The sequence below is a fragment of the Streptomyces sp. NPDC043878 genome (assembly GCF_056435735.1).
In genome coordinates, this window is sequence record NZ_JBWKDW010000011.1 from 167,801 (window position 1) to 189,894 (window position 22,094).

Below are 22,094 nucleotides of genomic sequence, written 5' to 3' on the forward strand. Positions count from 1 at the left end.
ACCCCCCCCCCCCCCCCCCCCCCCCCCCCCCCCCCCCCCCCCCCGCCCCCCCCCCCTCCCCCCCCCCCCCCCCCCCCCCCCCCCCCCCCCCGTGCCGTGCGGGCCGCTACTCGACCTTGGCCCAGTCCAGCGTGCGCTCCACCGCCTTCTTCCAGCCCGCGTAGCCCTCCGTCCGCTGGTCGTCGGACCACTGGGGCTCCCAGCGCTTGGACTCCTGCCAGTGGGTGCGCAGTTCGTCGGTGTCGCGCCAGAAGCCGGTGGCCAGTCCGGCCGCGTACGCGGCGCCGAGCGCGGTGGTCTCGGCCACCACGGGACGGCTGACCGGTACGCCGAGGACGTCGGCCTGGATCTGCATGCACAGGTCGTTGGCCGTGACACCGCCGTCGACCTTGAGCACGTCGAGGTGGACACCGGAGTCCTGTTCCATGGCCTCGACGACGTCACGGCTCTGGTAGCAGATGGACTCCAGGGTCGCCCGGGCCAGATGGCCGTTGTCGTTGTAGCGGGCCAGGCCGACGATCGCGCCGCGGGCGTCGGAGCGCCAGTACGGAGCGAACAGGCCGGAGAACGCGGGCACGAAGTACATGCCTCCGTTGTCCTCGACCGTGCGGGCCAGTGTCTCGCTCTCGGCCGCGTCCGAAATGATCTTCATCTGGTCGCGCAGCCACTGCACCGCGGACCCGGTGACCGCGATGGAACCCTCCAGCGCGTAGATCGCCGGGCTGTCCCCGAACTGGTAGGCCACGGTGGTCAGCAGACCGTGCTGCGAACGGACCAGTTCCGTGCCCGTGTTGAGCACCAGGAAGTTGCCGGTGCCGTAGGTGTTCTTGGCCTCGCCCGGCGCGTAGCAGACCTGTCCGACCGTGGCCGCCTGCTGGTCGCCGAGCACGCCGGTGATGGGGATGGGCGCGCGCAGCGGCCGGGAGGTGCGCGTGACGCCGAACGCCTCCCGGTGGGACGAGGCGCTGATGGTCGGCAGCATCGCCCGGGGGATGTTGAAGAAGCCGAGCAACTCGTCGTCCCAGTCGAGGGTTTCGAGGTCCATCAGCATGGTGCGGCTGGCGTTGGTGACGTCGGTCGCGTGGATGCCTCCGTCGGGGCCGCCCGTGAGGTTCCACAGCACCCAGGCGTCCGTGTTGCCGAAGAGGGCGTGCCCCTCCTCGGCCGCCGCGCGCACCCCGTCGACGTTCTCCAGGATCCACTGGATCTTTCCGCCGGAGAAGTACGTCGCCGGCGGCAGTCCCGCCTTGCGGCGGATGACGTCGCCCTGGCCCGAGCGCTCCAGGGCCGCGGCGATGGAGTCGGTACGGGTGTCCTGCCAGACGATGGCGTTGTAGTAGGGCCGCCCGTTGCGCGGGTCCCACACGACGGTGGTCTCCCGCTGGTTGGTGATGCCGATCGCCGCCAGGTCCTCCGGAGCGAGGTTCCCGTGCCGCAGGGCGTTCTGCATCACGGAGTTGGTGCGCTCCCAGATCTCCACCGGGTCGTGCTCGACCCAGCCGGACCGCGGCAGGATCTGGGCGTGCTCCAGCTGGTGCTTCGCCACCTCGTTGCCGGCGTGGTCGAAGATCATGAAACGGGTGCTGGTGGTCCCTTGGTCCACCGCGCCCACGAAGTCAGCCATGGGGTGCCGCCTCTGCTCTGGGGGTCAGTGTCATTCCTCGGGTGCCGGGATGCGCCCGGGAGGCTCCGGTTCCGCCGCGGGCAGGAAGTGGCCGACGAAGATCTTGTACAGGCCTGCACCCAGCACACCGCCGACGAAGGGACCGATGATCGGCACCCAGAAGTAGAAGTTGCCGTACTGATCTCGCCATGCTCCGCCGTAGCCCGTGAGGAAGCTGGCCAGTCGCGGCCCGAAGTCACGTGCCGGGTTGATGGCGTACCCCGCGTTGGTGCCCCACGCCATGCCGATGGCCACGACGATCAGACCGACGATGAACGGGGCCAGGTTGGCGCCGGGCGGTGTGTTGAGCAGGTCCGTGACCGCGAGGATCAGCAGCAGCAGGATCGCCGTGCCGATGACCTGGTCGCGGAACGCGCCCCACTCGTGGACCGGCAGGTTCGGGTTGCCGTTGGCCGGAAGGGTGGAGAACACGCCCTGCGTCTTGATGGTGTGTCCGGGGTCGGCCTTCGCCAGCGCCTCGGTGTAGTTCCAGCGCACGATCAGGGCCGCCACGAAGGCTCCGGCGGTCTGGGCGAGCGCGTAGGGCGCCACCTTGCTCCACGGGAACCCCTTGAACGTGGCGAGCGCGACCGTCACCGCGGGGTTGAGGTGCGCGCCGCTGAGGCGGGCCGCGACATAGACGCCGAGGGTGACACCGAGGCCCCAGGCCCAGGCGATGCTGTCGTGGTTTCCGAGACCTCCCGGCGGTGTCGTCAGCGCCCCGCCGGCGACGACCTGGGCGACCACGCCCACGCCGAAGAGAATGAGGATCATGGTGCCGGCGAACTCGGCTGACACCTCGCCGATCAACCCTGTCCTTTTGAATCGCTCAGCCATGGAAGCCTGCTTCCCGCCGGCTCAGGACCGGCCGTCGACTGCCAGAGCCCTCCCCGTATCAGCATAAGGCGATCAAGGACGACTCGCACAGACAGCCGGAATTCCGGCCAGGACGGGGCATCCACGGCCGTCGCGCGGCGGGTTGTCGCCGCACCGGCCGCCCGCACAGACGACGAACCCCATCCCGTGGATCATGGGATGGGGTTCGTGTGTGGAGCGCCGGGCAGGCCTTGCACCTGCATTTCCTCGCGGGAAGCGAGGCGTCTTTCCTTGGACCACCAACGCACGACCGGCTGCCGGATGTCCGGTGACTGCTCAAGATCCAGCATAGCGCACGCGATAGCGCACGCGGCGGGGCCGGGGCGACGGGCGGATGTTGGCCGGCGCGACACCAAACTTGAACCCTTCGTTCTCTTGAATGATTCGTCTTAAGGACGATAGGTTCGTCGCCATGACCCCATCCCGGACTCCGACCACCGCCGAGGAGCTGCGCGGTGCCGGCCTGCGGGTGACGGCCGCCCGCGTCGCGCTGCTGGAGACCGTGCGGGGCGGTGACCACCTCGGCGTCGAGGCGATCGCCTCCGGAGTACGGGACCGCGTGGGCCACATATCCCTGCAGGCCGTCTACGACGCGCTGCACGCGCTCACCACGGCCGGACTCGTCCGCCGGCTCGAACCGCCCGGCAGCCCCGCCCGGTTCGAGGGACGCGTCGGGGACAACCACCACCATCTCGTGTGCCGCTCGTGCGGCGTCGTCGCCGACGTCGACTGCGCGGTCGGCCATGCTCCCTGCCTCGCCGCGTCCGACGACCGCGGCTTCACCATCGACGAGGCCGAGGTCATCTACTGGGGCCTGTGCCCCGACTGTTCCACCGCCCCCGGTTCAGCACCCTGACCCACCCCGTTCGGAAGGATTCGCATGACTGAGAACCACGACGCGATCGTCACTGACGCGAAGTCGGAGGAGGCAGGTGGCTGCCCGGTCGCGCACGGTCGCGCCGCCCACCCGACTCAGGGCGGCGGAAACCGCCAGTGGTGGCCCGAGCGCCTCAACGTCAAGATCCTCGCCAAGAACCCCGCCGTGGGGAACCCCCTCGGCGAGGAGTTCGACTACGCGGCGGCCTTCCAGGCCCTGGACCTCGCCGCCGTCAAACAGGACATCGCCGAGGTGCTCACGACCTCGCAGGACTGGTGGCCGGCCGACTTCGGCAACTACGGCCCGCTGATGATCCGGATGGCCTGGCACAGCGCCGGCACCTACCGCATCAGCGACGGCCGTGGCGGCGCCGGCGCCGGCCAGCAGCGATTCGCCCCGCTCAACAGCTGGCCGGACAACGTCAACCTCGACAAGGCCCGCCGTCTGCTGTGGCCGGTCAAGAAGAAGTACGGCCAGAGCATCTCCTGGGCCGACCTCATGATCCTCACCGGCAACGTCGCCCTGGAGACGATGGGCTTCGAGACCTTCGGCTTCGGCGGTGGCCGCGCGGACGTCTGGGAGGCCGAGGAGGACGTCTACTGGGGTCCCGAGACCACCTGGCTCGACGACCAGCGCTACACCGGCGACCGTGAGCTGGAGAACCCGCTCGGCGCGGTCCAGATGGGCCTCATCTACGTCAACCCCGAGGGCCCGAACGGCAACCCGGACCCGCTGGCCTCGGCCCGCGACATCCGGGAGACCTTCCGCCGGATGGCGATGAACGACGAGGAGACCGTCGCCCTCATCGCCGGTGGCCACACCTTCGGCAAGACCCACGGCGCGGGCCCGGCGGACCACGTCGGCGACGACCCCGAGGCGGCCTCCCTCGAACAGCAGGGTCTCGGCTGGAAGAACACCTACGGCACCGGCAAGGGCGGCGACGCCATCACCTCGGGTCTCGAGGTCACCTGGACCCAGACGCCGACGCAGTGGAGCAACCACTTCTTCAGGAACCTCTTCGAGTACGAGTGGGAGCTGACCCGGAGCCCCGCCGGCGCGAACCAGTGGGTCGCCAAGGACGGCGCGGGCGCGGGCACCGTCCCGGACGCGCACGACCCGTCGAAGAGCCACGCCCCGACCATGCTGACGACCGACCTCGCGCTCCGGTTCGACCCGGTCTACGAGCAGATCTCGCGCCGTTTCTACGAGAACCCCGACCAGTTCGCGGACGCCTTCGCCCGCGCCTGGTTCAAGCTGACCCACCGTGACATGGGTCCGAAGTCGCTGTACCTGGGCCCGGAGGTCCCCGCCGAGACCCTGGTGTGGCAGGACCCGCTGCCGGAGGCGGAGGGCGAGGTCATCGGTGCCGAGGACATCGCGGTCCTCAAGGCCAAGCTCCTCGACTCGGGACTGAGCGTCTCCCAGCTGGTCTCCACCGCGTGGGCGTCCGCCTCGACGTTCCGCGGCAGCGACAAGCGCGGCGGTGCCAACGGCGCCCGTATCCGCCTCGAGCCGCAGCGCGGCTGGGAGGTCAACGAGCCCGACCAGCTGGCCCAGGTGCTGCGCACCCTGGAAGGCATCCAGGCGGAGTTCAACTCCGGTGCCAGGAAGGTCTCCCTGGCCGACCTGATCGTGCTGGGCGGCGCCGCGGCCGTGGAGCGGGCCGCCAAGGAGGCCGGTTACGAGATCCAGGTCCCGTTCACGCCGGGCCGGGTGGACGCCTCGCAGGAGCAGACCGACGTCGAGTCGTTCGTCGCGCTCGAGCCGACCTCGGACGGGTTCCGTAACCACCTCGGCAAGGGCAACCGGCTGCCGGCCGAGTTCCTGCTGCTGGACCGGGCGAACCTGCTCACCCTGAGCGCCCCCGAGATGACGGTCCTGGTCGGCGGTCTGCGCGTGCTGGGCGCGAACCACCAGCAGTCGCAGCTCGGCGCCCTCACCACCACGCCCGGGTCACTGACCAACGACTTCTTCGTCAACCTGCTCGACCTGGGTACGACGTGGAAGGCGACGTCGGAGGACCAGAACACCTTCGAGGGCCGCGACGCCGTCACCGGCGAGGTCAAGTGGGCCGGCAGCCGCGCCGACCTGGTCTTCGGCTCCAACTCCGAGCTGCGCGCGCTCGCCGAGGTCTACGCGAGCGACGACGCGAAGGAGAAGTTCGTGCGGGACTTCGTCAAGGCGTGGGACAAGGTCATGAACCTGGACCGGTTCGACCTCGTCTGAGTTCCCGCCCGTCGAAGGTGACGAGGTCTCGCGTCCGTTCCGGGTCGTGAGGGCTCGGACCCGTCCGACGTGACGTCAGGGCCGGCCGGCGACGGCCGGCCCTGACGTGTCCCGGCGGTGCCGGTCAGGGCGTGAAGTAGAGCTCCTCCTCGGGGCGCAGCCCCAGCACCACCGAGTTGCCCTCGTGCACCACGCCGTCGAGGGTGACGTTGACGAGGTCGGGCCGGACCTCGACGAAGGCGATGCGCGCGTGGAAGGCGACGCCCTCGGCGTTCTCGTACGAAAAGCGTTCGCCCACGAGGGTGTCGTTCAGATCCCCCGCGGCGATGACCCGGGCGTCGGGCGCAACCTTCACGTGTCTTCCCTTCGACGATCGGCCCCGACGACGGCCGGGGCGTCTGTCGTATACCCCGTGCCGGAGGGTCGACTCGGCCCACTGCGGCCGGTGTCGATCCACACGCGGTCGAAATCGCGCATGTTCCACTGGAAAATGCCAAAGCTCTCACCTCACGCCACCACTTTCCGTAGTGTCGGCATCACGGTCGAGGTAGTCGTGCGGGGAGGGGTTCGGCGTGCCCGGAATCGACGAGAGTCTGCTCGACGCCATGCGGGTGACCGGTGCGCGGGGTGCGTCGGTGGTCGACTGGATCAGCGGGCTCTCCCTGGGAGCGGTGGGTGAGGCGTCGAGCGGGGACCACGAGGTGACGGCCACCGAAACCGCCGAGTTCGCCCGTTCGGCGCTGGAGAGCGGCGCCTTCACCCGGCAGGGCGGCGATCCGGTGACGCCCGGCGGCCCGCCTCCCGTGGAGGACCTGGTGGTGACGACCCCGGACTCCTACCACGTACTGCGGTTCATCGGCACGCAGTTCGAGAGCACCGTCTTCCTCCACCTGTGGCTCGACCGGGCCGTCGGGAACCTCGCGCTGGCGCGCATCCGCCTGGCCGACACGGCCGACCGGCTGGTTCTCGGATGACCTCGCCCACCCGACTCGCGGACACGGTCCTCGACTCGCTCGCCCTGCTCGCCGCCGAGCGGGCCACCGGAGCGCTGTCCAGCGAACGCGGCACGTTCTTCCTCAGCGCGGGCGGAGTCACCCACGTCGACTCCCCCCTCTCCCCCGGCCTCGGTGTCCTCCTCACCGGGAGCGGTGTGATCGACGCGCTCGGCTGGCACGAGGCGCTCGAAGAGGCGGGGGCCGACCTGCGGGTGGGCCGGCAGCTCGTGGACAGCGGACGGCTGGCCGAGGGAGCGCTCGAACTGTGCCATCTCGGGGCGTTGTTCGACGCCGCGTATTTCGCGCTGGGCGCCGTCGGTCACGCGCCACGGTTCCGTCCGGGCGCCGCGCACTGGCTCGGTGCCGTACGCGCCGTGGCGGTGGACACCGTCGTACGCGAGTCCCGGCGGCGGCGCGACCGCCTCCAGCGCATCTGGCCCGAGCCCGACCTCGACAGCGCTCCCCTCGCCCGGGTGCCGGACGCCGCCACCGGTGCCCTGCCCGCCCGCAGACGCCGGGTGCTGGCCCAGGTCGACGGGGTGCGTACGGCGGCGGAGATAGCGGCCACACTGGCCTGCCGCGCCTACCCCACCCTGATCGAGCTGCGTCGGCTCGCCGCCGACGGACTCGTGACCGTCACCGCCCGGCGGACCGGACCGGCGTTCGGCGGTCTGCCGCCGGACGCGCCGCAGGAAGAGCCCGACACCGCACTGCTGAGGCGCTTGCGCGAGGCCCTGGAGGCTTTGTGATCCGCGCGCGCCGGCGTGCCGAAAGGAGACTGGTCATGGCCGTCGAAGCCGAAGTCCTCAACGAGTTACGGCGCTTGCGTACCCGGATGCCCCAGCTGACGGGGTCCCTGGCGGCCAGCGCCGACGGTCTCGTGCTGGCCCAGGACATGCCCGGTGTGGAACCGGACGGTCTGGCGGCGCTCACCGCGGCGGCCCTCGGCATCGCCCACCGCATGGCGGACACCGCCCGGCGCGGGGAGTTCTGCGAACTGCTGATGCGCGGGGCGCAGGGCTATGTCGCGACCTACGCGGCCGGTTCCTCCGCCGTACTGACCCTGCTGGCGGACGGCCGCGCCAACGTCGGCCGACTGCACCTGGAGGGCCGGCGCAGCGGGGCCCGGATCGCGGACCTCGTGGCCGCCCACCTCGACGCGCAGGCGCGGGACCAGGACCGGCGCCCCGCGTTCACCCCGGACGACGCCGTGCCGCCTTCGCACAACCGCACCCTCGGCACCCTGCCCGTGCGGCTGCCGAGGCAGTCGCGCCCACGGCTGCGGCCGGACCCCGGCGAGTAGACGCACCCACCACGACGACGAGGTCGACCCTGCGGGGCGTCCCTCCTTCACTCAGGGCGCTGGCGGCTTCCGCGGCGTCCACGCGGGCAGGCCCGGGCCCCGGTGGTACGGGGCCGGGCCGTCCGACGGCGGGTCGTCGGGCACGTACACCGCCCACGGCCCGGACCGCCGGGCCGGTGGCGCCGCCGCCGGGCCGGTGGCGCCGCCGCCGGGCCGGTGGCGCCGGTCAGAACCTCGGCGCCGGTGCCCTGCTCGCCACGAGTTCGGCGGCCTCCTCGGTCGTCCCCACCGAGGGCGGTGAACCCTCCAGCGGCTGTCGCGCGGTCTCCTTCATGCCGGCCACCGCGATGACACCCACCAGCGCCGCGGCCATGGCGTAGTACGCGGGCATCATGTCGGTGCCGCTCACGGAGATCAGCGCCGTGACCACCAGCGGTGTCGTCCCGCCGAACAGGGAGGCCGCGAGGTTGTAGCCGATGGACAGGGAGCCGTAGCGCACGGGCGTCGGGAAGAGCGCGGGCAGCGCGGCGGACATCGTGCCCAGCATGCACACCAGGGACAGCCCGAGCATCAGCATGCCCGCCGAGACGGCCACCAGGTTCCCCTGCCCGACCAGCACGAACGCCGGTATGGACAGCACGAGGAAACCGAGCATGCCCGCCATCAGCAGGGGCTTGCGCCCCCACCGGTCGGAGAGCCTGCCCACCCGGCTGATCACCAGCATCAGCACCACCATGGTCGCGATCAGGATCAGCAGACCGTGCGTCTCGGAGTACCCCATCTCGTCTGACAGGTAGGTGGGCATGTACGACAGGATCATGTAGTCGGTGATGTTGTAGGCACCGACCAGGCAGACGCACAGGATCAGCGTCGGCCAGTGGTCCCGGAAGATCCTCGCCACGTCGCCCTTGGCGGTGGTCTCGCCGGTGGACGCCGGATCCGGGGCCCTGCCCGCGGAGGTGTCCGCCAGCTTCCGGAACGCCGGTGTCTCGTCCAGCCGCAGCCGCAGATAGAGGCCGACCAGTCCGATCGGACCCGCCACCAGGAACGGCACACGCCAGCCCCACGACTCCATGCCGCCGTCACCCAGCAGCGCGGTGAGGGCCGTCACGAGACCGGCCGCGCCCACGTACCCGGCCAGCGTGCCGAGTTCGAGGAAGCTGCCGAAGTAGCCGCGGCGCCGGTCGGGCGCGTACTCGGCGATGAAGGTGGACGCGCCGCCGTACTCGCCGCCCGTGGAGAAGCCCTGCACGAGACGGAAGAGGATCAGCAGCGCGGGGGCCCAGAAGCCGATCGCGGCGTACGACGGGATCAGTCCGATGGCGAACGTGCCCACCGCCATCATGATCATGGTGGTCGCGAGGACCTTCTTACGGCCGATCCTGTCCCCCATCGGCCCGAAGACCATGCCGCCGAGCGGGCGCACCAGGAAGGACACCGCGAACGTCGCGAAGGAGGAGAGGAGTTGGACGGTATCGTTCCCGGACGGGAAGAAGACGCGCCCGATGGTGACGGCGAGGTAGCTGTAGATGCCGAAGTCGAACCATTCCATGGCGTTGCCGAGTGAGGCCGCCTGAACGGCACGCTTGACGGCGGCCTCGTCGGTGACGGTGATGTCGGTCCGCCGCAACGGCGGGTTCCTGCGGCGTCGTACCGCTCTGAAGAGCGTGCGGTGGCGTTTGACGGCTTCGGGATGAGCGGCGGCCTCGACGGGGTCGGGCTCAGTGGCCACCATGGGACGTACCTTTCTGCCTTCGTGCGCGGACTCAGGGGACAGCCTGCTCACTCGTGGCTTCTGCAAACAACACGGGTTCCGGAGGTCGTTCGTCACCCGGGGTCGAGCCTTGCACCCGTGGTCGCGTTGTCACCCGTCGGCGCTCACCGGCAGTCGGGGTTCAGCGGCATCCCGTCGAGGCGCCCGCGGAGTCGTCGGTGCGCGCCGGACCCGTCGGCGGGTACGGGAGTGGACGGCGGTTGCGTGTCCGGTGGGGCGTCAGGGAGCGGTGGGGCGGGCCAGGAGGCCGGTGACGTGCCGGCTGACCACGTCCCAGGCGGCGGCGGGCACGGCGCCGAGTGCGGTGGCGCGCAGGGCCATGAGCACGGGCAACGCGTCGGCGCCGGGGCCGGGTTCGCATGGGCTGCTGCCGCCGAGCACCTCGTAGCCGTCGCGGACGGCGACCCGCAGTCGACGCCGGCCGTCGTCGCCGGCGTGCACCGCGCAGGCGACGACGAGGGGCGGCGGCCCGCCCGCCTCGCCGGCCTCCTTGTGGTAGCCGCTGACCACCGGCTCGCGCCAGCGCAGGCCGAGCAGCAGCTGACGCTTGGCCACGACCTCCGCCAGGTCGGTCTCGTAGGGGCCGTCCGCCTCCAGCACCACGGCCCGGGCGTCCAGTACGTGCGCGGCGGGCAGCAGACAACGCAGGGCGCTGCCCACGAGGTTGCCGCCGACGGTGGCCGTGCGGCGCACGGCTCCGGTCCCGACGGTGGCGGCTGCCCGCCGCAGTACCTCCGGCAGCCGTGCGTCGATCTGGTGCAGCACCACGGCCGCGCCCAGCGCCTCACGGTCGACGACCCGGGCCTCCGGCACGTCCCGCAGCGACATGGCCTGCTCGGGGAAGCCGTCTCGCTGCCAGGTGGCCCACACGAGCGTCGCCCCGCCCACCGGCACCGCCCCGTCGGCCAGGCACTCCTGCGCTTCGGACACGGATGTGGGCAGACGCAACAGCACGGCGGCCGACCTGCTTTCCCCGGACGTGGCACCCGGCGGAAGGACACCGCGACCGGGCCACCTGATCGCTGACACGCGTAGTGTCCCCGGACACCCGGGGGCGCGTACAGGGCTCACACCCCTACGCCATGCGCCCCTCGGCCGAGCACCATCGGGCGGTCGGGCCGGAACACACCGGTGCTGCCGGGCAGTCAGGCCGGTACACACCGGCGTTGCCGGGCAGTCAGGCGGAACGTGCCGGCGTTGTCGGGCAGTTGGTCAGTCATCCAGGCTGTCCAGCGCCTCCAGGAGCCGGTCCACGTCCTCGACGCTGCTGTACGGCGCGAGTCCGACCCGGACCCCGCCCACGTCCGCGAGCCCCAGCCGGCGCGCGGCCTCCGCCGCGTAGAACGTCCCGGCCGGGGCGTCGACGCCCCGCGCGGCCAGACGCGCAGACACGGCCGCCGACTCACGGCCGGCCAGCGTGAACAGCAGCGTGGGGGTACGCCGGGCCGCCCTGGAGTACACGGTGAGTCCCGGGATCTCCGCCAAGCCCCGCTCGATACGGCTCCGCAGAGCCTCCTCATGTGCCTCGATCGCCGTGAAGGCGGCGAGCAGGCGCTCGCGGCGGGTGCCGGACGTGTTCGGTGCCAGCCCCGCGAGGAAGTCCACCGCCGCCCGGGCACCGGCGAGCAACTCGTAGGGCAACGTGCCCAGTTCTAAGCGTTCGGGGACGGCGTCGGTGGAGGGCGCCAGCTTGTCGGGACGCAGGGTCTCCAGAAGGTCGGGGCTGCTCGCCAGGACGCCGAGGTGCGGGCCGAGGAACTTGTACGGCGAGCAGACCAGGGTGTCCGCGCCCAGTGCCGCCAGGTCGACCGCGGCGTGCGAGGCGTAGTGCACCGCGTCCACGTGCAGCAGGGCCCCGGCACGGTGGGCCAGGTCCGCGAGGGCGGGGACGTCGGGACGGGTGCCGATGAGGTTGGACGCCGCGGTGACGGCCACCAGCCGGGTACGCGGCGACAGGACGGCTTCGACCTGCTCGGGGTGCAGTTCGCCGGTGGCCGGGTCGAAGTCGGCCCAGCGGACGGTGGCGCCGACCGCTTCGGCCGCCTGGATCCAGGGTCGGATGTTGGCGTCGTGGTCGAGCCGGGTGACGACCACCTCGTCACCCGCGGACCAGGTCTTGGCGAGCGTGCGGGACAGGTCGTAGACGAGCTGGGTGGCGCTGCGGCCGAACACCGTGCCGCGCGGCTGTGCGCCCAGCAGGTCGGCCAGTGCCTCGCGGGCGCCGGTGACGACGGCCTCCGCGTTGCGCTCGCCCTGCGTGGTGCGTCCCCGGTTGGCCAGCGGGTTGGCCAGGGTGTCGCTGATGGCGTCGATGACCGGTTGCGGGGTCTGCGTTCCGCCGGGTGAGTCGAAGCGGGCCGTGCCGGACTTCAGTGCGGGTATCTGCGCGCGGACTGCACCGACGTCGAAGGCCATGCGTACTCCAGTCGAAGAGAAGGGTGCGGGGCCGGTGAGCCCGGGTCCGCTGCACACGTCGGCGACGGCGCCCCCTCCTGCGCGAACCCCGTCACCGGTGGCCGCCTGCCCGGCCGGCGAACCGCTCCGGACCGGCCTTGATCAACCACAGGACCAGCATCACACGTCGTGCCGTCCACAGGGAGCGACCGGTTCGAGCCGGTCACCTACGACCGTGCCGGGCCGCGCGTCCCGCGGAGGGCCTGCCGAGATGTCCCGCACGGACGCGCCGGTGGCGGCGGGGGCCCCGGTGGTGGGACCGCCGTTCGCGGAGCTGCCGGTGGTGGGATCGCCGGTCGCGGGGCCGCCGGTGGTGGGGCCGCCGGTCGTGGGGCTATCCGTCGCCGAGCTGCCGGCGGTGGGGCCGTCGGTCGTAAGGCTGCCGGTCGCGGGGCCGCCGATGGTGGGACCGCCGGTCGCAGGGCCGCCGATGGTGGGACCGCCGGTCGTGGGGCTATCCGTCGCCGAGCTGCCGGCGGTGGGCCCGCCCGTCGCGGAACCACCGGCGGTGGGCCCGTCCGTCGCGGAACCACCGGCGGTGGGCCCGCCCGTCGCGGGGCTGCCGGTGCCGGGTGTCTCGGTGGTCGCGTAGCCGGGGGCCCGCGGTGCCGGGGCGGCCGTCGCCGCGGTGGGCGGCTTGCGCAGCAGGAGGAGGGCCGCGTCGTCGTGCAGCCGGCCGCCCACATGCGTCAGCAGCTCGTCGTGGAGCGCGGTGAGCGTGTCCGCCGGCCTGTCGGTCAGGTGCCGGGCGAGCCCCTCGGCGAGCGGGTAGAACGCACGGCCGTGGTCGCGCGCCTCGGTGACCCCGTCGGTGTACAGGAGCAGCTGCTCCCCGTCGGAGAAGGGCACGACCTGGAGTGTGGGGGTCTCGCCGGTGAGGGCGCGCAGTCCGAGCGGCGGAGCCGGAAGCGTGGGCTCTATCGCCGTGACGGTGCCGGCTTCACCGACCCGCAGCGGCGGCGCGTGTCCGCAGTTGACCAGCTCCAGCTGGCCCGGACGCGGGTAGCCGGCGACCACCGCGGTGACGAAGTCGTCGTGACCCAGGTTCCGCGCCAGGCTCCGCTCGATCCTGGTGACGACGGCGAGCAGGTCCGGCTCGTCGTAGGCCGCCTCGCGGAAGACACCGACGACGAGGGCGGCCGTCCCCACGGCCGGCAGGCCCTTGCCGCGCACGTCACCGACGATCACCCGCACGCCGTACGGGGTGGGCACCAGGGCGTACAGGTCCCCGCCGATACGGGCCTCCGCCGCCGCCGCGCTGTACCGGACGGCCACCTGGAACGGGCCGACGGTCGAGGGAACGGGCCTGAGCAGCGCGTGCTGGGCCGCCTCCGCCACCGAACGGACCGCCGCGAGCACCCGTTCCCGGCGCGCCCGCAGCGCACTGGCCAGGCCGCTCGCCAGCGTGACGGCCAGCAGGGCGGTCTGTACCGCCGCCAGTTCCCGGCCCGGCACACCGTCACGGGTGCCGAGGGTGGTGCCCAGGGCCGCCGCGAGAAGACCGACACACAGCACGCCGCGGGGCCCGCTGGTGATGGCGGCCAGCGCGGGGCCGGCCGCGAGCAGCGGCAGCCAGACCATCCCCGCGCCGCCGGCGAGGTCGGCGAGCACGACGACGCACACCACGAGCACGGGCAGGGCGGGCGTGACGGCGGCGCGCCGTACCGCGGCGCGGACCGCGGCCGCGCGTCCGGACCCGGCCGCACGGTGTCGAAGGGGCCTGATCGGCCAGTGGTCGCCGCCATGGTCTCGGGCCTGACTCATGTGTGGTCCGCAGTCCTCACCTGGGTGAATGTCGCAAATGCCTGACTCATCCAGGAAACGGAATCGGGCCGGACGCCACAAGCGCCGGGTTTTCAGATAGTGAGTGACAGGCTCCTGGTCACCCGGCTCGCGGTCGGGATCAGCCGCGCCCGGATCTCCGGGAGGCGCGAGACCCGGTTGACCGGCATCGAGACGCCGAGGGAGCCGACGATGTCCCCGCTGTAGACGGGTACGGCCACGCAGACCGTGCCGAGGGCGTACTCCTCCAGGTCGGTGACGGCCGGGGCCACGGGCGAGTCGTCGAGGCGCCGCAGCAGCTCCGGGGAGCTGGTGATGGTCCTTGGTGTCAGATCGGCGAGGGTGTGCCGGGAGAGGTAGTCCTTGCGGGCGTCGTCGTCCAGTTCACGCAGGACGGACTTGCCGAGGGCGGTGGCGTGTCCGGCGTCCTCGAACCCCACCCACAGGTCGACGCGGGGCGCGCGGGGCCCGTCGACGATCTCGGCGACCCGGATCTCGCCCTCCTCGTAGAACGTCAGGTAGGCGGGGGTCGCGAACTGGTCCCGCAGCGCCGCGAGGGTGGGACGGACCCGGCTGAGCAGCGCCTGGCCGCGGCCCGAGGTGTGCAGCGTCTGCACCTTGTCACCCAGCACGAACCCGCCGTCGGCGAGCTTGCGCAGATAGCCGTCGTGCACCAGCGTGCGCAGCAGGTGGTAAGCGGTGGGCAGGGACAGGCCGGTCTCACGCGCCAGCTGTTTCGCCGGCGCGCCGTTCTCGTGTGCGCTCACCGCCTCCAGCAGGCGGAAGGCCCGCTGCACCGAGCCGATGAGCGTCGGGCCGTCGCGAGCACCCATAAGGACCAGAGTGCGCCGGGCACACGGTCCAGGCAAGGCGCACGGCCCGATCCACCGCCCGCGCGGCGCGGGCAGGAGCACGGGTGACTCGCGGCTCGCGCGCCCTGTGCGCCTCACTCGTGCGACCTGTGCGGGACACATGAGTGACCCACCACCCGCACACCCCGCGCGCACCGTACGGCCGGCACATGGTCCGCGCCGCACACACATGACGTACGGGTGACGCACCGGCCGCCGGCGCCCGGACACGGCCCCCGACCGGGGATGCCGGTGGCGGGCCCACCCCGGGGAGTGACTCAGTCGGTACCGCCGTCGCCGCTGCGGGAGGGACGGAAGCAGGCCGTGACCGTCTTGCCGTGCCGTCCGCACTTCATGCCCCAGGTGTCGGCGAGAGCGCTGACGATCGACACCCCACGACCCGACACCTCACCCTCGCCCGGCTCCCGGCGCCGCGGCAGGGTGGGGTCCTCGTCATGGACACTCACCTGCAGACAGTCGCCGTCCCAGGTGAGGATCAGCTGCGCGTCACTGCGCGCGTGGACGTGGGCGTTGGTCAGCAGCTCCGACACGGCCAGCACGATCGACTCCACCGTCTCCGGTTCCTCGGCCGTCCACGGCAGTGACGCCACATGTCCCCGCACCCACTCCCGCCCCGCGCGCACACCCCCCGACACGGGAAACGAGTGGGCCCAGCCCATCGCCTTGACCGCCATCGTCCCTCATTTCCGCCGTTGTCGATTAGATCCGCTCCGGGTGGGACGGGTACCCGGTCCCCACCACCGCACGCCCCCGACCTGCGAAACCTGCCACCTTCAGGTGACAACTCCCCGGCCGCGCATGGGCGTTCGACCCCATGACGTGTGCCGAGTTGGTGTGCCAACAGTCCGTTCACCGGTACCCACGGGGCCTCACCGTCGTTTTCCCGGCATGCACGAGGCGAACCATGTGTTCCTGTTGTCCGTACTATCTACGCAAGGTCCTGAGTTTCGGTGACTGCTGCCGCCCCCGCAGACATCAGTCCCGGACCACACGCACATGCGCCAGGCCCGTCAACTCCGGCTTCCGGCCGAAGAAAGGTTGCACCCCATGCCTGAAACCCTGTCCGCCACCGAACTCACGTCCCACTACACCGCCCAGGTGACCGGCGACCTCGACCGCAACACCAAGGAGCAGGAGCGTATCGGCGACGAAATCGCCGCTCTGCAGGAGCAGTTGGCGGCGCTTCAGCGTGACCACGAGATCCTGGTCAACATCCAGCGGGCCATCGACACGTCGCCGCCGAAGCCCGCCGGGGCCGAGGCTCCCACCGAGGCCGGCGTCGTGCCCGCCCCGCGCCGGAAGCAGTCCGCGACACCCACCGCGGCCAAGCGGACCCGGACGAAGAAGACGGCCGGCGCGGCGCCCGCGACGGCCGAGAAGCCCGCCGCCGCCAAGCCCGCCGCCACCAAGCGTGCGACCAAGTCCGCCGCCAAGCCCGCCGCGAAGTCGTCCGCCAAGACCGCCACCAAGTCCGCGCCCAAGTCCGTGTCCAAGTCCACCGCCAAGGTGACGGCCAAGGCATCGGCCGTGAAGTCCTCGCAGCCGACGCTCGTCGCCCTGGTGCGCAGCCACCTCAGCGAGCAGAGCGAACCGCGCTCGGCCGCGGAGATCGCCACCACCCTGGGCCAGACCCACCCCGAGCGCAACGTCAAGATCACCGTCGTGCGCACCACCCTCGAAGGACTGGTGGCGAAGAGCCTCGCCCAGCGCTCCAAGCAGGGTTCATCGGTCTTCTACACCGCTCCCGAGGCACCGCAGCAGCCGGAGTCCCAGCAGGCCGACGAGCAGCCCGCGCCCGTCGACGCCTGACCCACGCCGGGACGCGCTGCGACCCGGATTGCCAGGTGCCGTCGTGGGTCGGCATCAGGCGATCGCGGGCCGCGCCCGGCCGGTGCCCGGCACCGGGCAGGCTGCCCGACAGGCGTCCGGGAACAGCCGCACCGGAGCGGAACGCGGTCAGGGCGTGGAGTCAGGAGTCAGGGTGTGCGGTCGTAGGTGTGCGGTCGTAGGTGTGCGGTCGTAGGTGTGCGGTCGTAGGTGTGCGGTCGTAGGTGTGCGCTCAGGGTGTGCGCTCAGGGGGTGTCGCCTCGCCAGTCGAAGCGACTGCTGCCCGCGACCCGAGGCGCGTACAGCGCACGGCCACCTGGTCCGTGACTGCCTATCTCCGTCCGCAGCGCCACACCCGCGCGCAGTTCGTGGCCGGGCCGGCCGGTGACGTCCAGCAGCAGGCCGTCCAGTGGCCCGCCGACCAACTCCACATAGGTGTGTCCGGGCTGTGGACCGGCGTCGTCGTGGTCGGCTCCGTAGACCCGGCCGCGCATGAACTCGAGCTCATCCATGTCATGCAGCCTCGCATCCGGCACTGACAACCGCCCGACACGAGCACCCCTCACAGGGCCTGTCCGCGCTCGGCACACCGGTCATGGTCCCCCTGCCGTGTGCCGGGTCGCACGCACCCGGCGGGGCGACCGCGTTGTCAGTGGCGGCAGGCAGGATGACGAGCATGACAACAGCAGCAGTGATCGTGGACGACGCCGCCTACGCACAGGCCGTCGAGGACGCCGTGAAGGCTTCGGCCGCCTACTACGAGGGCGGCACCTCGGTGTTGGACGACGAGACCTACGACCGGCTGGTGCGCGGCATCGCGGCATGGGAGGCCGGGCATCCCGACCAGGTGCTGCCCGGGTCACCGACCGGCAAGGTCGCCGGCGGTGCCGTGGAAGGCGACGTCCCGCACACCGTGCCGATGCTGAGCCTGGACAACGTCTTCTCCGCCGAGGAGTTCACGGCCTGGGCCGCCTCACTGGCCCGGCGGCTCGGCCACGAGACGGAGAGATTCAGTGTCGAGCCCAAGCTCGATGGTCTGGCGATCGCCGCCCGCTACCACCACGGCCGCCTGACCCGGCTGGTCACCCGCGGCGACGGCTCGGCCGGAGAGGACGTCTCGCACGCCATCGGCACCGTCGAGGGCCTGCCGCGGGAACTGGGCGAGCCGGTCACCGTCGAGGTCCGCGGCGAAGTCCTGATGACCACCGCCCAGTTCGAGCACGCCAACGAGGTGCGCACCGGGCACGGCGGGCAGCCGTTCGCCAACCCGCGCAACGCGGCGGCGGGCACCCTGCGCGCCAGGGAGCGTGCCTACACCGTGCCGATGACGTTCTTCGGCTACGGTCTGCTGCCGCTGCCCGACACCGAGCCGGGCCTCGCCACACGGCTGGAGGGCCTGGCGCACAGTGACCTGATGCGGGAGGCGGCCGCCCTCGGTGTGCACACCACCGCGGGCACCCCCGTGCCGGGCAGCACCGCGGACACCGCCGAACAGGTCATGGCCCGCGTGGTGGAGATCGCCGCGCTCAGGGCGGAACTGCCGTTCGGGATCGACGGGATCGTGGTCAAGGCCGACCTGGCCGCCGACCAGCGCACCGCGGGCTCCGGGTCACGCGCCCCGCGCTGGGCGATCGCCTACAAGCTGCCCGCCGTGGAGAAGATCACCCGGCTGCTGGAGGTGGAGTGGAACGTGGGCCGCACCGGCATCATCGCCCCGCGCGCCGTCCTGGCACCGGTCGAGATCGACGGCTCCACGATCACCTACGCCACCCTGCACAACCCGGCCGACATCACCCGCCGCGACCTGCGCCTGGGCGACCACGTCATGGTGTACCGCGCCGGTGACGTGATCCCCCGCGTCGAGGCCCCCGTGGCGCACCTGCGCACCGGCGAGGAGCGGCCGATCGGGTTTCCCGAGGCGTGTCCGCACTGCGGGTCCGGCATCGACACCAGCGAGCAGCGCTGGCGGTGCGAGAACGGCCGCAACTGCCATCTGGTGGCCGCCCTCTCCTACGCCGCGGGCCGCGACCAGCTGGACATCGAGGGCCTCGGTCACACCCGGGTCGTGCAGCTGGTGGAGGCGGGTCTCGTCGCCGACCTCGCCGACCTGTTCTCCCTCACCCGCGACCAGCTCCTGGGGCTGGAGCGGATGGGCGACACCAGCACCGACAACCTCCTCGCGGCGCTCGGTGCGGCCCGGGGGCGGCCCCTGTCCCGGGTACTGTGCGCGCTCGGGGTGCGGGGCACCGGCCGCTCCATGTCCCGCCGTATCGCCCGGCACTTCGCGACCATGGACACCCTCCGCGCCGCCGACGCCGAAGCGATGCAGCGCGTCGACGGCATCGGCACCGAGAAGGCCCCGTCGATCGTGGCGGAACTCGCCGAACTCGCCCCGCTCATCGACAGGCTCGTGGCGGCCGGGGTGAACATGACCGAGCCCGGCGCCACCCCGCCCCCTCCGGCGGGCGAGGACACCGGGGAAGGACCGGCCGGCCCGGACGCGGCGGACGGCCCGGCGCCGGCGGGCGGGCCACTGGCCGGGATGACGGTGGTGGTGACCGGCGCGATGACCGGAGCGCTGGAGGCACTCAGCCGCAACCAGATGAACGAACTCGTCGAACGCGCCGGTGGCCGCTCCTCCTCCAGCGTCTCCAGGAAGACCACGCTGGTCGTCGCCGGGGAGGGCGCCGGCTCCAAGCGGGCCAAGGCCGAGTCCCTCGGCGTCCGCCTGGCCGACCCCGAGGAGTTCGCCGCCCTCGTCGCCGACTTCCTCGACTGACACCGGCCGGCGTCCGGGTGGGCCGGCTCACAGCGGCCCACCCGGCGGAGCGGGGAACAACCGGCGCCGGCCGGCCGTTCACACTTACGTGGCTGCGGAGGGGACAGTGTCCCCGGGCCTACCCACAGCCCACAGGGACGATCGTTCGGCTGAAGCCCTGTGGAGCCTTTCGCCGCGAGGCGACCGCCCTCCGCCGGCCACCCGTCGCGGCCCCGGCTGGTCTCCCCCGTCCAGCCGGGGTTTCGCACGTCCGGCCCGGCTTGAGGATACCGAGGGGCACGAGGCGATGCTGCCGGCCGTCGAACCGGCCGAGCGGACCCTGCGGGCGAACTGAACACCGCCGCGGGCGGACCGAACACCGCGAAAAGCAGGTGCGGTCGCGGGGCCCCGGTCCATAGGCTTCCGGTCATGGACAGCACCGGGGCCGAACGTCTGCTGAATGTCGTGGACGTCGAGGCCACCTGCTGGCCCGGTTCACCGCCGCGGGGGCAGACCAGCGAGATCATCGAGATCGGCCTGACCGTCGTCGACCTGGCCGCCCGTGAGCGCGTGGCCCGGCACCGGGTCCTGGTGCGACCCGCCCGCTCCCACGTCAGCGCGTTCTGCACCGAGTTGACCAGCCTCACCCAGGACGAGGTCGAGAAGGGCGTGTCCTTCGCCGAGGCGTGCCGGCTGCTCGCGGCCGGGCACGACGCCGGCATCCGGCCGTGGGCCAGTTGGGGCGACTACGACCGCAACCAGTTCACCCGCCAGTGCCGGGCGGCGGGGGTCGCGTACCCCTTCGGCCGGTTCCACACCAACGCCAAGGCCGTCTTCACCCAGGCGCACGGGCTGCGCAAGCGGCCCGGGATGGCGCAGGCCCTGCACCTGGCCGGCCTGCCCCTCGAAGGGCGCCACCACCGGGGTGAGGACGACGCCTGGAACATCGCGGCCCTCGTGCTGCGGCTGGCCGCCGACGGCGAGTGGCCGCTTCCCCCGGAGCAGCGCGAGAGCCACCGCCTCTGACCGCTTCGGGGCGGGACCGCTCAGCCGGAGCGGCCGCCCTCGACGAGAACGGCGAGCCGGTCCAGGGCCATGCGCGTGCCCGTCTCGTTGTCCGCGGCCGGTACGGCGTCGGGGATGCCTTCGTGCACGATGAGCACGTCGGTGCCGCCGTCGGCGTCGGTGAGTGTGGTCGTCATCGTCATCGTGCCCCGCAGCGCCGGGTCGCCGGTCTCGAACTCGAAGACCTCCACCACCTTCTCGTCGGGGACGAGTTCGGTGAAACGCCCGTGGTAGGTGTCCGTGCTGGAGTCCGACTTTCCGGCGCCGGCCGCCGTGTCGTAGGTCAGCGACACACGGAACGCGCCGCCTTCACGGGCGTCGAACTCGTGGACACGGCTGCTCATGCCGTCCGGCACACGCCACCTGGCGATCGCGTCGGCGTCCAGCAGCGCCCGGTACACCACCGCGCGTGGGGCGTTCACATGCCACGGGACCCGCGTGGAGTACATGAGTCTCACGATAGCGTCCGAGGCGCCGCCTCCCCGTCCCGATTGTCGTCCGCCGGGGCATAGGCCGGGCGGGAGGGGTTACTCCGGTCCTCATGGCAAGAACTTCGAAATCCGATGAGGGCAGTGGTGCGGCACAGGCGTCCGAGGCCGAGGCGGAGGCCGAGGCACCGGGGCCGACGGTCGAGGTCGAGCGTCAGGCGCCGGACGGCCCCGCCCAGTTGTCGGGACGGTCGTGGATGGCCGTCCTGAAGGGCACCGTCAAGGAGTTCCAGAACGACGAACTCGCCGACCGGGCCGCGGCCCTGACGTACTACGGGGTGCTCTCCCTCTTCCCCGCCCTGCTGGTCCTGGTCTCGCTGCTGGGCATATCCGGGCAGTCGGCGACCCAGCAGGTCCTCGACAACGTCAACAAGCTCGCCCCCGGCTCCGCCCGCGACATCATCAGCAACGCGGTCCAGCAGCTCCAGGGCCGGGGCGGCGTCGGGTCGCTGATGGCCGTGGTCGGCATCGTCCTGGCCGTGTGGTCGGCCTCCGGCTATGTCGCCGGCTTCATCCGCACCGCGAACGCCGTCTACGACATGCCCGAGGGACGCCCGGTGTGGAAGGTGCTGCCCATCCGGGTCGGCGTCACGGTGGTGCTGCTGGTGCTGGCCGTGATCAGCGCCCTGATCGTGGTGTTCACCGGTGGCATCGCGCAGCAGGCCGGCTCGGCGCTGGGAATCGGCGACACGGCACTGGCCGCGTGGTCGATCGCGAAGTGGCCGGTGCTGGTGGTCCTGGTCACCATCATGATCGGACTCCTGTACTGGGCGTCGCCCAACGTCAAGGGCCGCGGCTTCAAGTGGATCACCCCGGGCAGTGTGCTGGCCCTGCTGATCTGGCTGATCGCGTCCGCGGGGTTCGCGTTCTACGTGGCGAACTTCGCCTCGTACAACAAGACGTACGGCACGCTCGCCGGTGTCATCGTGTTCCTGGTGTGGCTGTGGATCAGCAACATCGCGATCCTGCTGGGCCTGGAGTTCGACGCGGAGATGGCCCGGCAGCGCGCGGTCGCCGGCGGGCACCCCGCGGACGAGGAACCGTACGTCCCGCCGCGTGACACCCGCGCCTGGAGCGAGGAGGACCGGCGCCGCATGACCTGAGACGGCTTCGGCGGCGCGCGCCGGCCGCCGC

The 22,094-nt window shown here is 72.0% G+C and carries 19 protein-coding genes and 1 pseudogene; 9 read left to right on the forward strand and 11 right to left on the reverse strand.

The window, feature by feature from the left end:
* Positions 1-106: 106 nt before the first annotated feature.
* Both glpK and AC07AZ_RS17545 read right to left on the reverse strand, forming a co-directional pair.
* A complete protein-coding gene (glpK, locus tag AC07AZ_RS17540) occupies positions 107-1,624 on the reverse strand; it encodes a glycerol kinase GlpK (protein WP_478848556.1) in 1,518 nt (505 codons plus the stop codon).
* Between the two features lie 30 nt (positions 1,625-1,654).
* Positions 1,655-2,500 (reverse strand): MIP/aquaporin family protein, encoded by an 846-nt coding sequence (locus tag AC07AZ_RS17545; RefSeq protein WP_478848558.1) that lies wholly within the window; start codon positions 2,498-2,500, stop codon positions 1,655-1,657.
* A 451-nt stretch (positions 2,501-2,951) separates the two neighbouring features.
* On the opposite strand from AC07AZ_RS17545, the gene AC07AZ_RS17550 reads away from it, so the two are divergent.
* Together AC07AZ_RS17550 and katG are read left to right on the forward strand one after the other, a co-directional pair.
* Complete coding sequence (locus AC07AZ_RS17550) at positions 2,952-3,395, forward strand: Fur family transcriptional regulator (protein ID WP_478848560.1); 444 nt, start codon at positions 2,952-2,954, stop codon at positions 3,393-3,395.
* A gap of 24 nt (positions 3,396-3,419) precedes the next feature.
* Complete coding sequence (gene katG, locus AC07AZ_RS17555) at positions 3,420-5,642, forward strand: catalase/peroxidase HPI (protein ID WP_478848562.1); 2,223 nt, start codon at positions 3,420-3,422, stop codon at positions 5,640-5,642.
* A 124-nt stretch (positions 5,643-5,766) separates the two neighbouring features.
* Here the strand turns inward: katG and AC07AZ_RS17560 are convergent, their stop codons facing one another.
* A complete protein-coding gene (locus AC07AZ_RS17560; protein ID WP_478848564.1) occupies positions 5,767-5,997 on the reverse strand; it encodes a hypothetical protein in 231 nt (76 codons plus the stop codon).
* 217 nt (positions 5,998-6,214) lie between these two features.
* On the opposite strand from AC07AZ_RS17560, the gene AC07AZ_RS17565 reads away from it, so the two are divergent.
* Genes AC07AZ_RS17565 through AC07AZ_RS17575 form a run of 3 tightly spaced genes read left to right on the forward strand, consistent with a single transcriptional unit; the run spans position 6,215 to position 7,940 of the window.
* Complete coding sequence (locus AC07AZ_RS17565; protein WP_478848566.1) at positions 6,215-6,616, forward strand: hypothetical protein; 402 nt, start codon at positions 6,215-6,217, stop codon at positions 6,614-6,616.
* Positions 6,613-7,386, forward strand: a complete 774-nt coding sequence (locus AC07AZ_RS17570) for a hypothetical protein (RefSeq protein ID WP_478848568.1) — start codon at positions 6,613-6,615, stop codon at positions 7,384-7,386. The genes AC07AZ_RS17565 and AC07AZ_RS17570 overlap by 4 nt, the downstream gene beginning before the upstream one ends.
* Before the next feature lie 35 nt (positions 7,387-7,421).
* The gene (locus AC07AZ_RS17575; RefSeq protein WP_478848570.1) at positions 7,422-7,940 is read left to right on the forward strand and encodes a roadblock/LC7 domain-containing protein; all 519 of its coding nucleotides are present in this window, start codon (positions 7,422-7,424) and stop codon (positions 7,938-7,940) included.
* A 226-nt stretch (positions 7,941-8,166) separates the two neighbouring features.
* On the opposite strand, the gene proP is transcribed toward AC07AZ_RS17575, so the two are convergent.
* The 6 genes and pseudogenes from proP to AC07AZ_RS17605 all read right to left on the reverse strand — a co-directional run bounded on the left by proP (position 8,167) and on the right by AC07AZ_RS17605 (position 15,496).
* On the reverse strand, positions 8,167-9,675 hold the full coding sequence (proP, locus tag AC07AZ_RS17580) for a glycine betaine/L-proline transporter ProP (protein WP_478848572.1): 1,509 nt from the start codon (positions 9,673-9,675) through the stop codon (positions 8,167-8,169).
* A 258-nt stretch (positions 9,676-9,933) separates the two neighbouring features.
* Positions 9,934-10,668, reverse strand: a complete 735-nt coding sequence (locus AC07AZ_RS17585; RefSeq protein ID WP_478848574.1) for an FAD binding domain-containing protein — start codon at positions 10,666-10,668, stop codon at positions 9,934-9,936.
* A gap of 258 nt (positions 10,669-10,926) precedes the next feature.
* Positions 10,927-12,129, reverse strand: coding sequence for a cysteine desulfurase-like protein (locus AC07AZ_RS17590; protein WP_478848576.1), 1,203 nt, complete (start codon positions 12,127-12,129; stop codon positions 10,927-10,929).
* A 642-nt stretch (positions 12,130-12,771) separates the two neighbouring features.
* A pseudogene (locus AC07AZ_RS17595) lies at positions 12,772-13,932 on the reverse strand (PP2C family protein-serine/threonine phosphatase); the annotation flags it as partial.
* A gap of 92 nt (positions 13,933-14,024) precedes the next feature.
* Entirely contained in the window at positions 14,025-14,783 is a 759-nt protein-coding gene (locus AC07AZ_RS17600; RefSeq protein WP_478848578.1) for an IclR family transcriptional regulator, read from the reverse strand.
* A 296-nt stretch (positions 14,784-15,079) separates the two neighbouring features.
* Complete coding sequence (locus AC07AZ_RS17605; protein WP_478848580.1) at positions 15,080-15,496, reverse strand: ATP-binding protein; 417 nt, start codon at positions 15,494-15,496, stop codon at positions 15,080-15,082.
* Between the two features lie 373 nt (positions 15,497-15,869).
* Here AC07AZ_RS17605 and AC07AZ_RS17610 point away from each other — a divergent pair, with 373 nt between their 5' ends.
* Complete coding sequence (locus AC07AZ_RS17610; protein WP_478848582.1) at positions 15,870-16,631, forward strand: hypothetical protein; 762 nt, start codon at positions 15,870-15,872, stop codon at positions 16,629-16,631.
* 263 nt (positions 16,632-16,894) lie between these two features.
* Here AC07AZ_RS17610 and AC07AZ_RS17615 read toward each other — a convergent pair whose 3' ends face one another.
* On the reverse strand, positions 16,895-17,161 hold the full coding sequence (locus tag AC07AZ_RS17615; protein ID WP_478848584.1) for a hypothetical protein: 267 nt from the start codon (positions 17,159-17,161) through the stop codon (positions 16,895-16,897).
* Between the two features lie 155 nt (positions 17,162-17,316).
* On the opposite strand from AC07AZ_RS17615, the gene ligA reads away from it, so the two are divergent.
* Both ligA and AC07AZ_RS17625 read left to right on the forward strand, forming a co-directional pair.
* On the forward strand, positions 17,317-19,428 hold the full coding sequence (ligA, locus tag AC07AZ_RS17620; protein WP_478848586.1) for an NAD-dependent DNA ligase LigA: 2,112 nt from the start codon (positions 17,317-17,319) through the stop codon (positions 19,426-19,428).
* Positions 19,429-19,836: 408 nt separating this feature from the next.
* Entirely contained in the window at positions 19,837-20,433 is a 597-nt protein-coding gene (locus AC07AZ_RS17625) for a 3'-5' exonuclease (protein WP_478848588.1), read from the forward strand.
* Between the two features lie 20 nt (positions 20,434-20,453).
* On the opposite strand, the gene AC07AZ_RS17630 is transcribed toward AC07AZ_RS17625, so the two are convergent.
* The gene (locus AC07AZ_RS17630) at positions 20,454-20,921 is read right to left on the reverse strand and encodes an SRPBCC domain-containing protein (RefSeq protein ID WP_478848590.1); all 468 of its coding nucleotides are present in this window, start codon (positions 20,919-20,921) and stop codon (positions 20,454-20,456) included.
* A gap of 92 nt (positions 20,922-21,013) precedes the next feature.
* On the opposite strand from AC07AZ_RS17630, the gene AC07AZ_RS17635 reads away from it, so the two are divergent.
* Positions 21,014-22,063 (forward strand): YihY/virulence factor BrkB family protein, encoded by a 1,050-nt coding sequence (locus AC07AZ_RS17635; RefSeq protein WP_478848592.1) that lies wholly within the window; start codon positions 21,014-21,016, stop codon positions 22,061-22,063.
* Positions 22,064-22,094 lie beyond the last annotated feature (31 nt).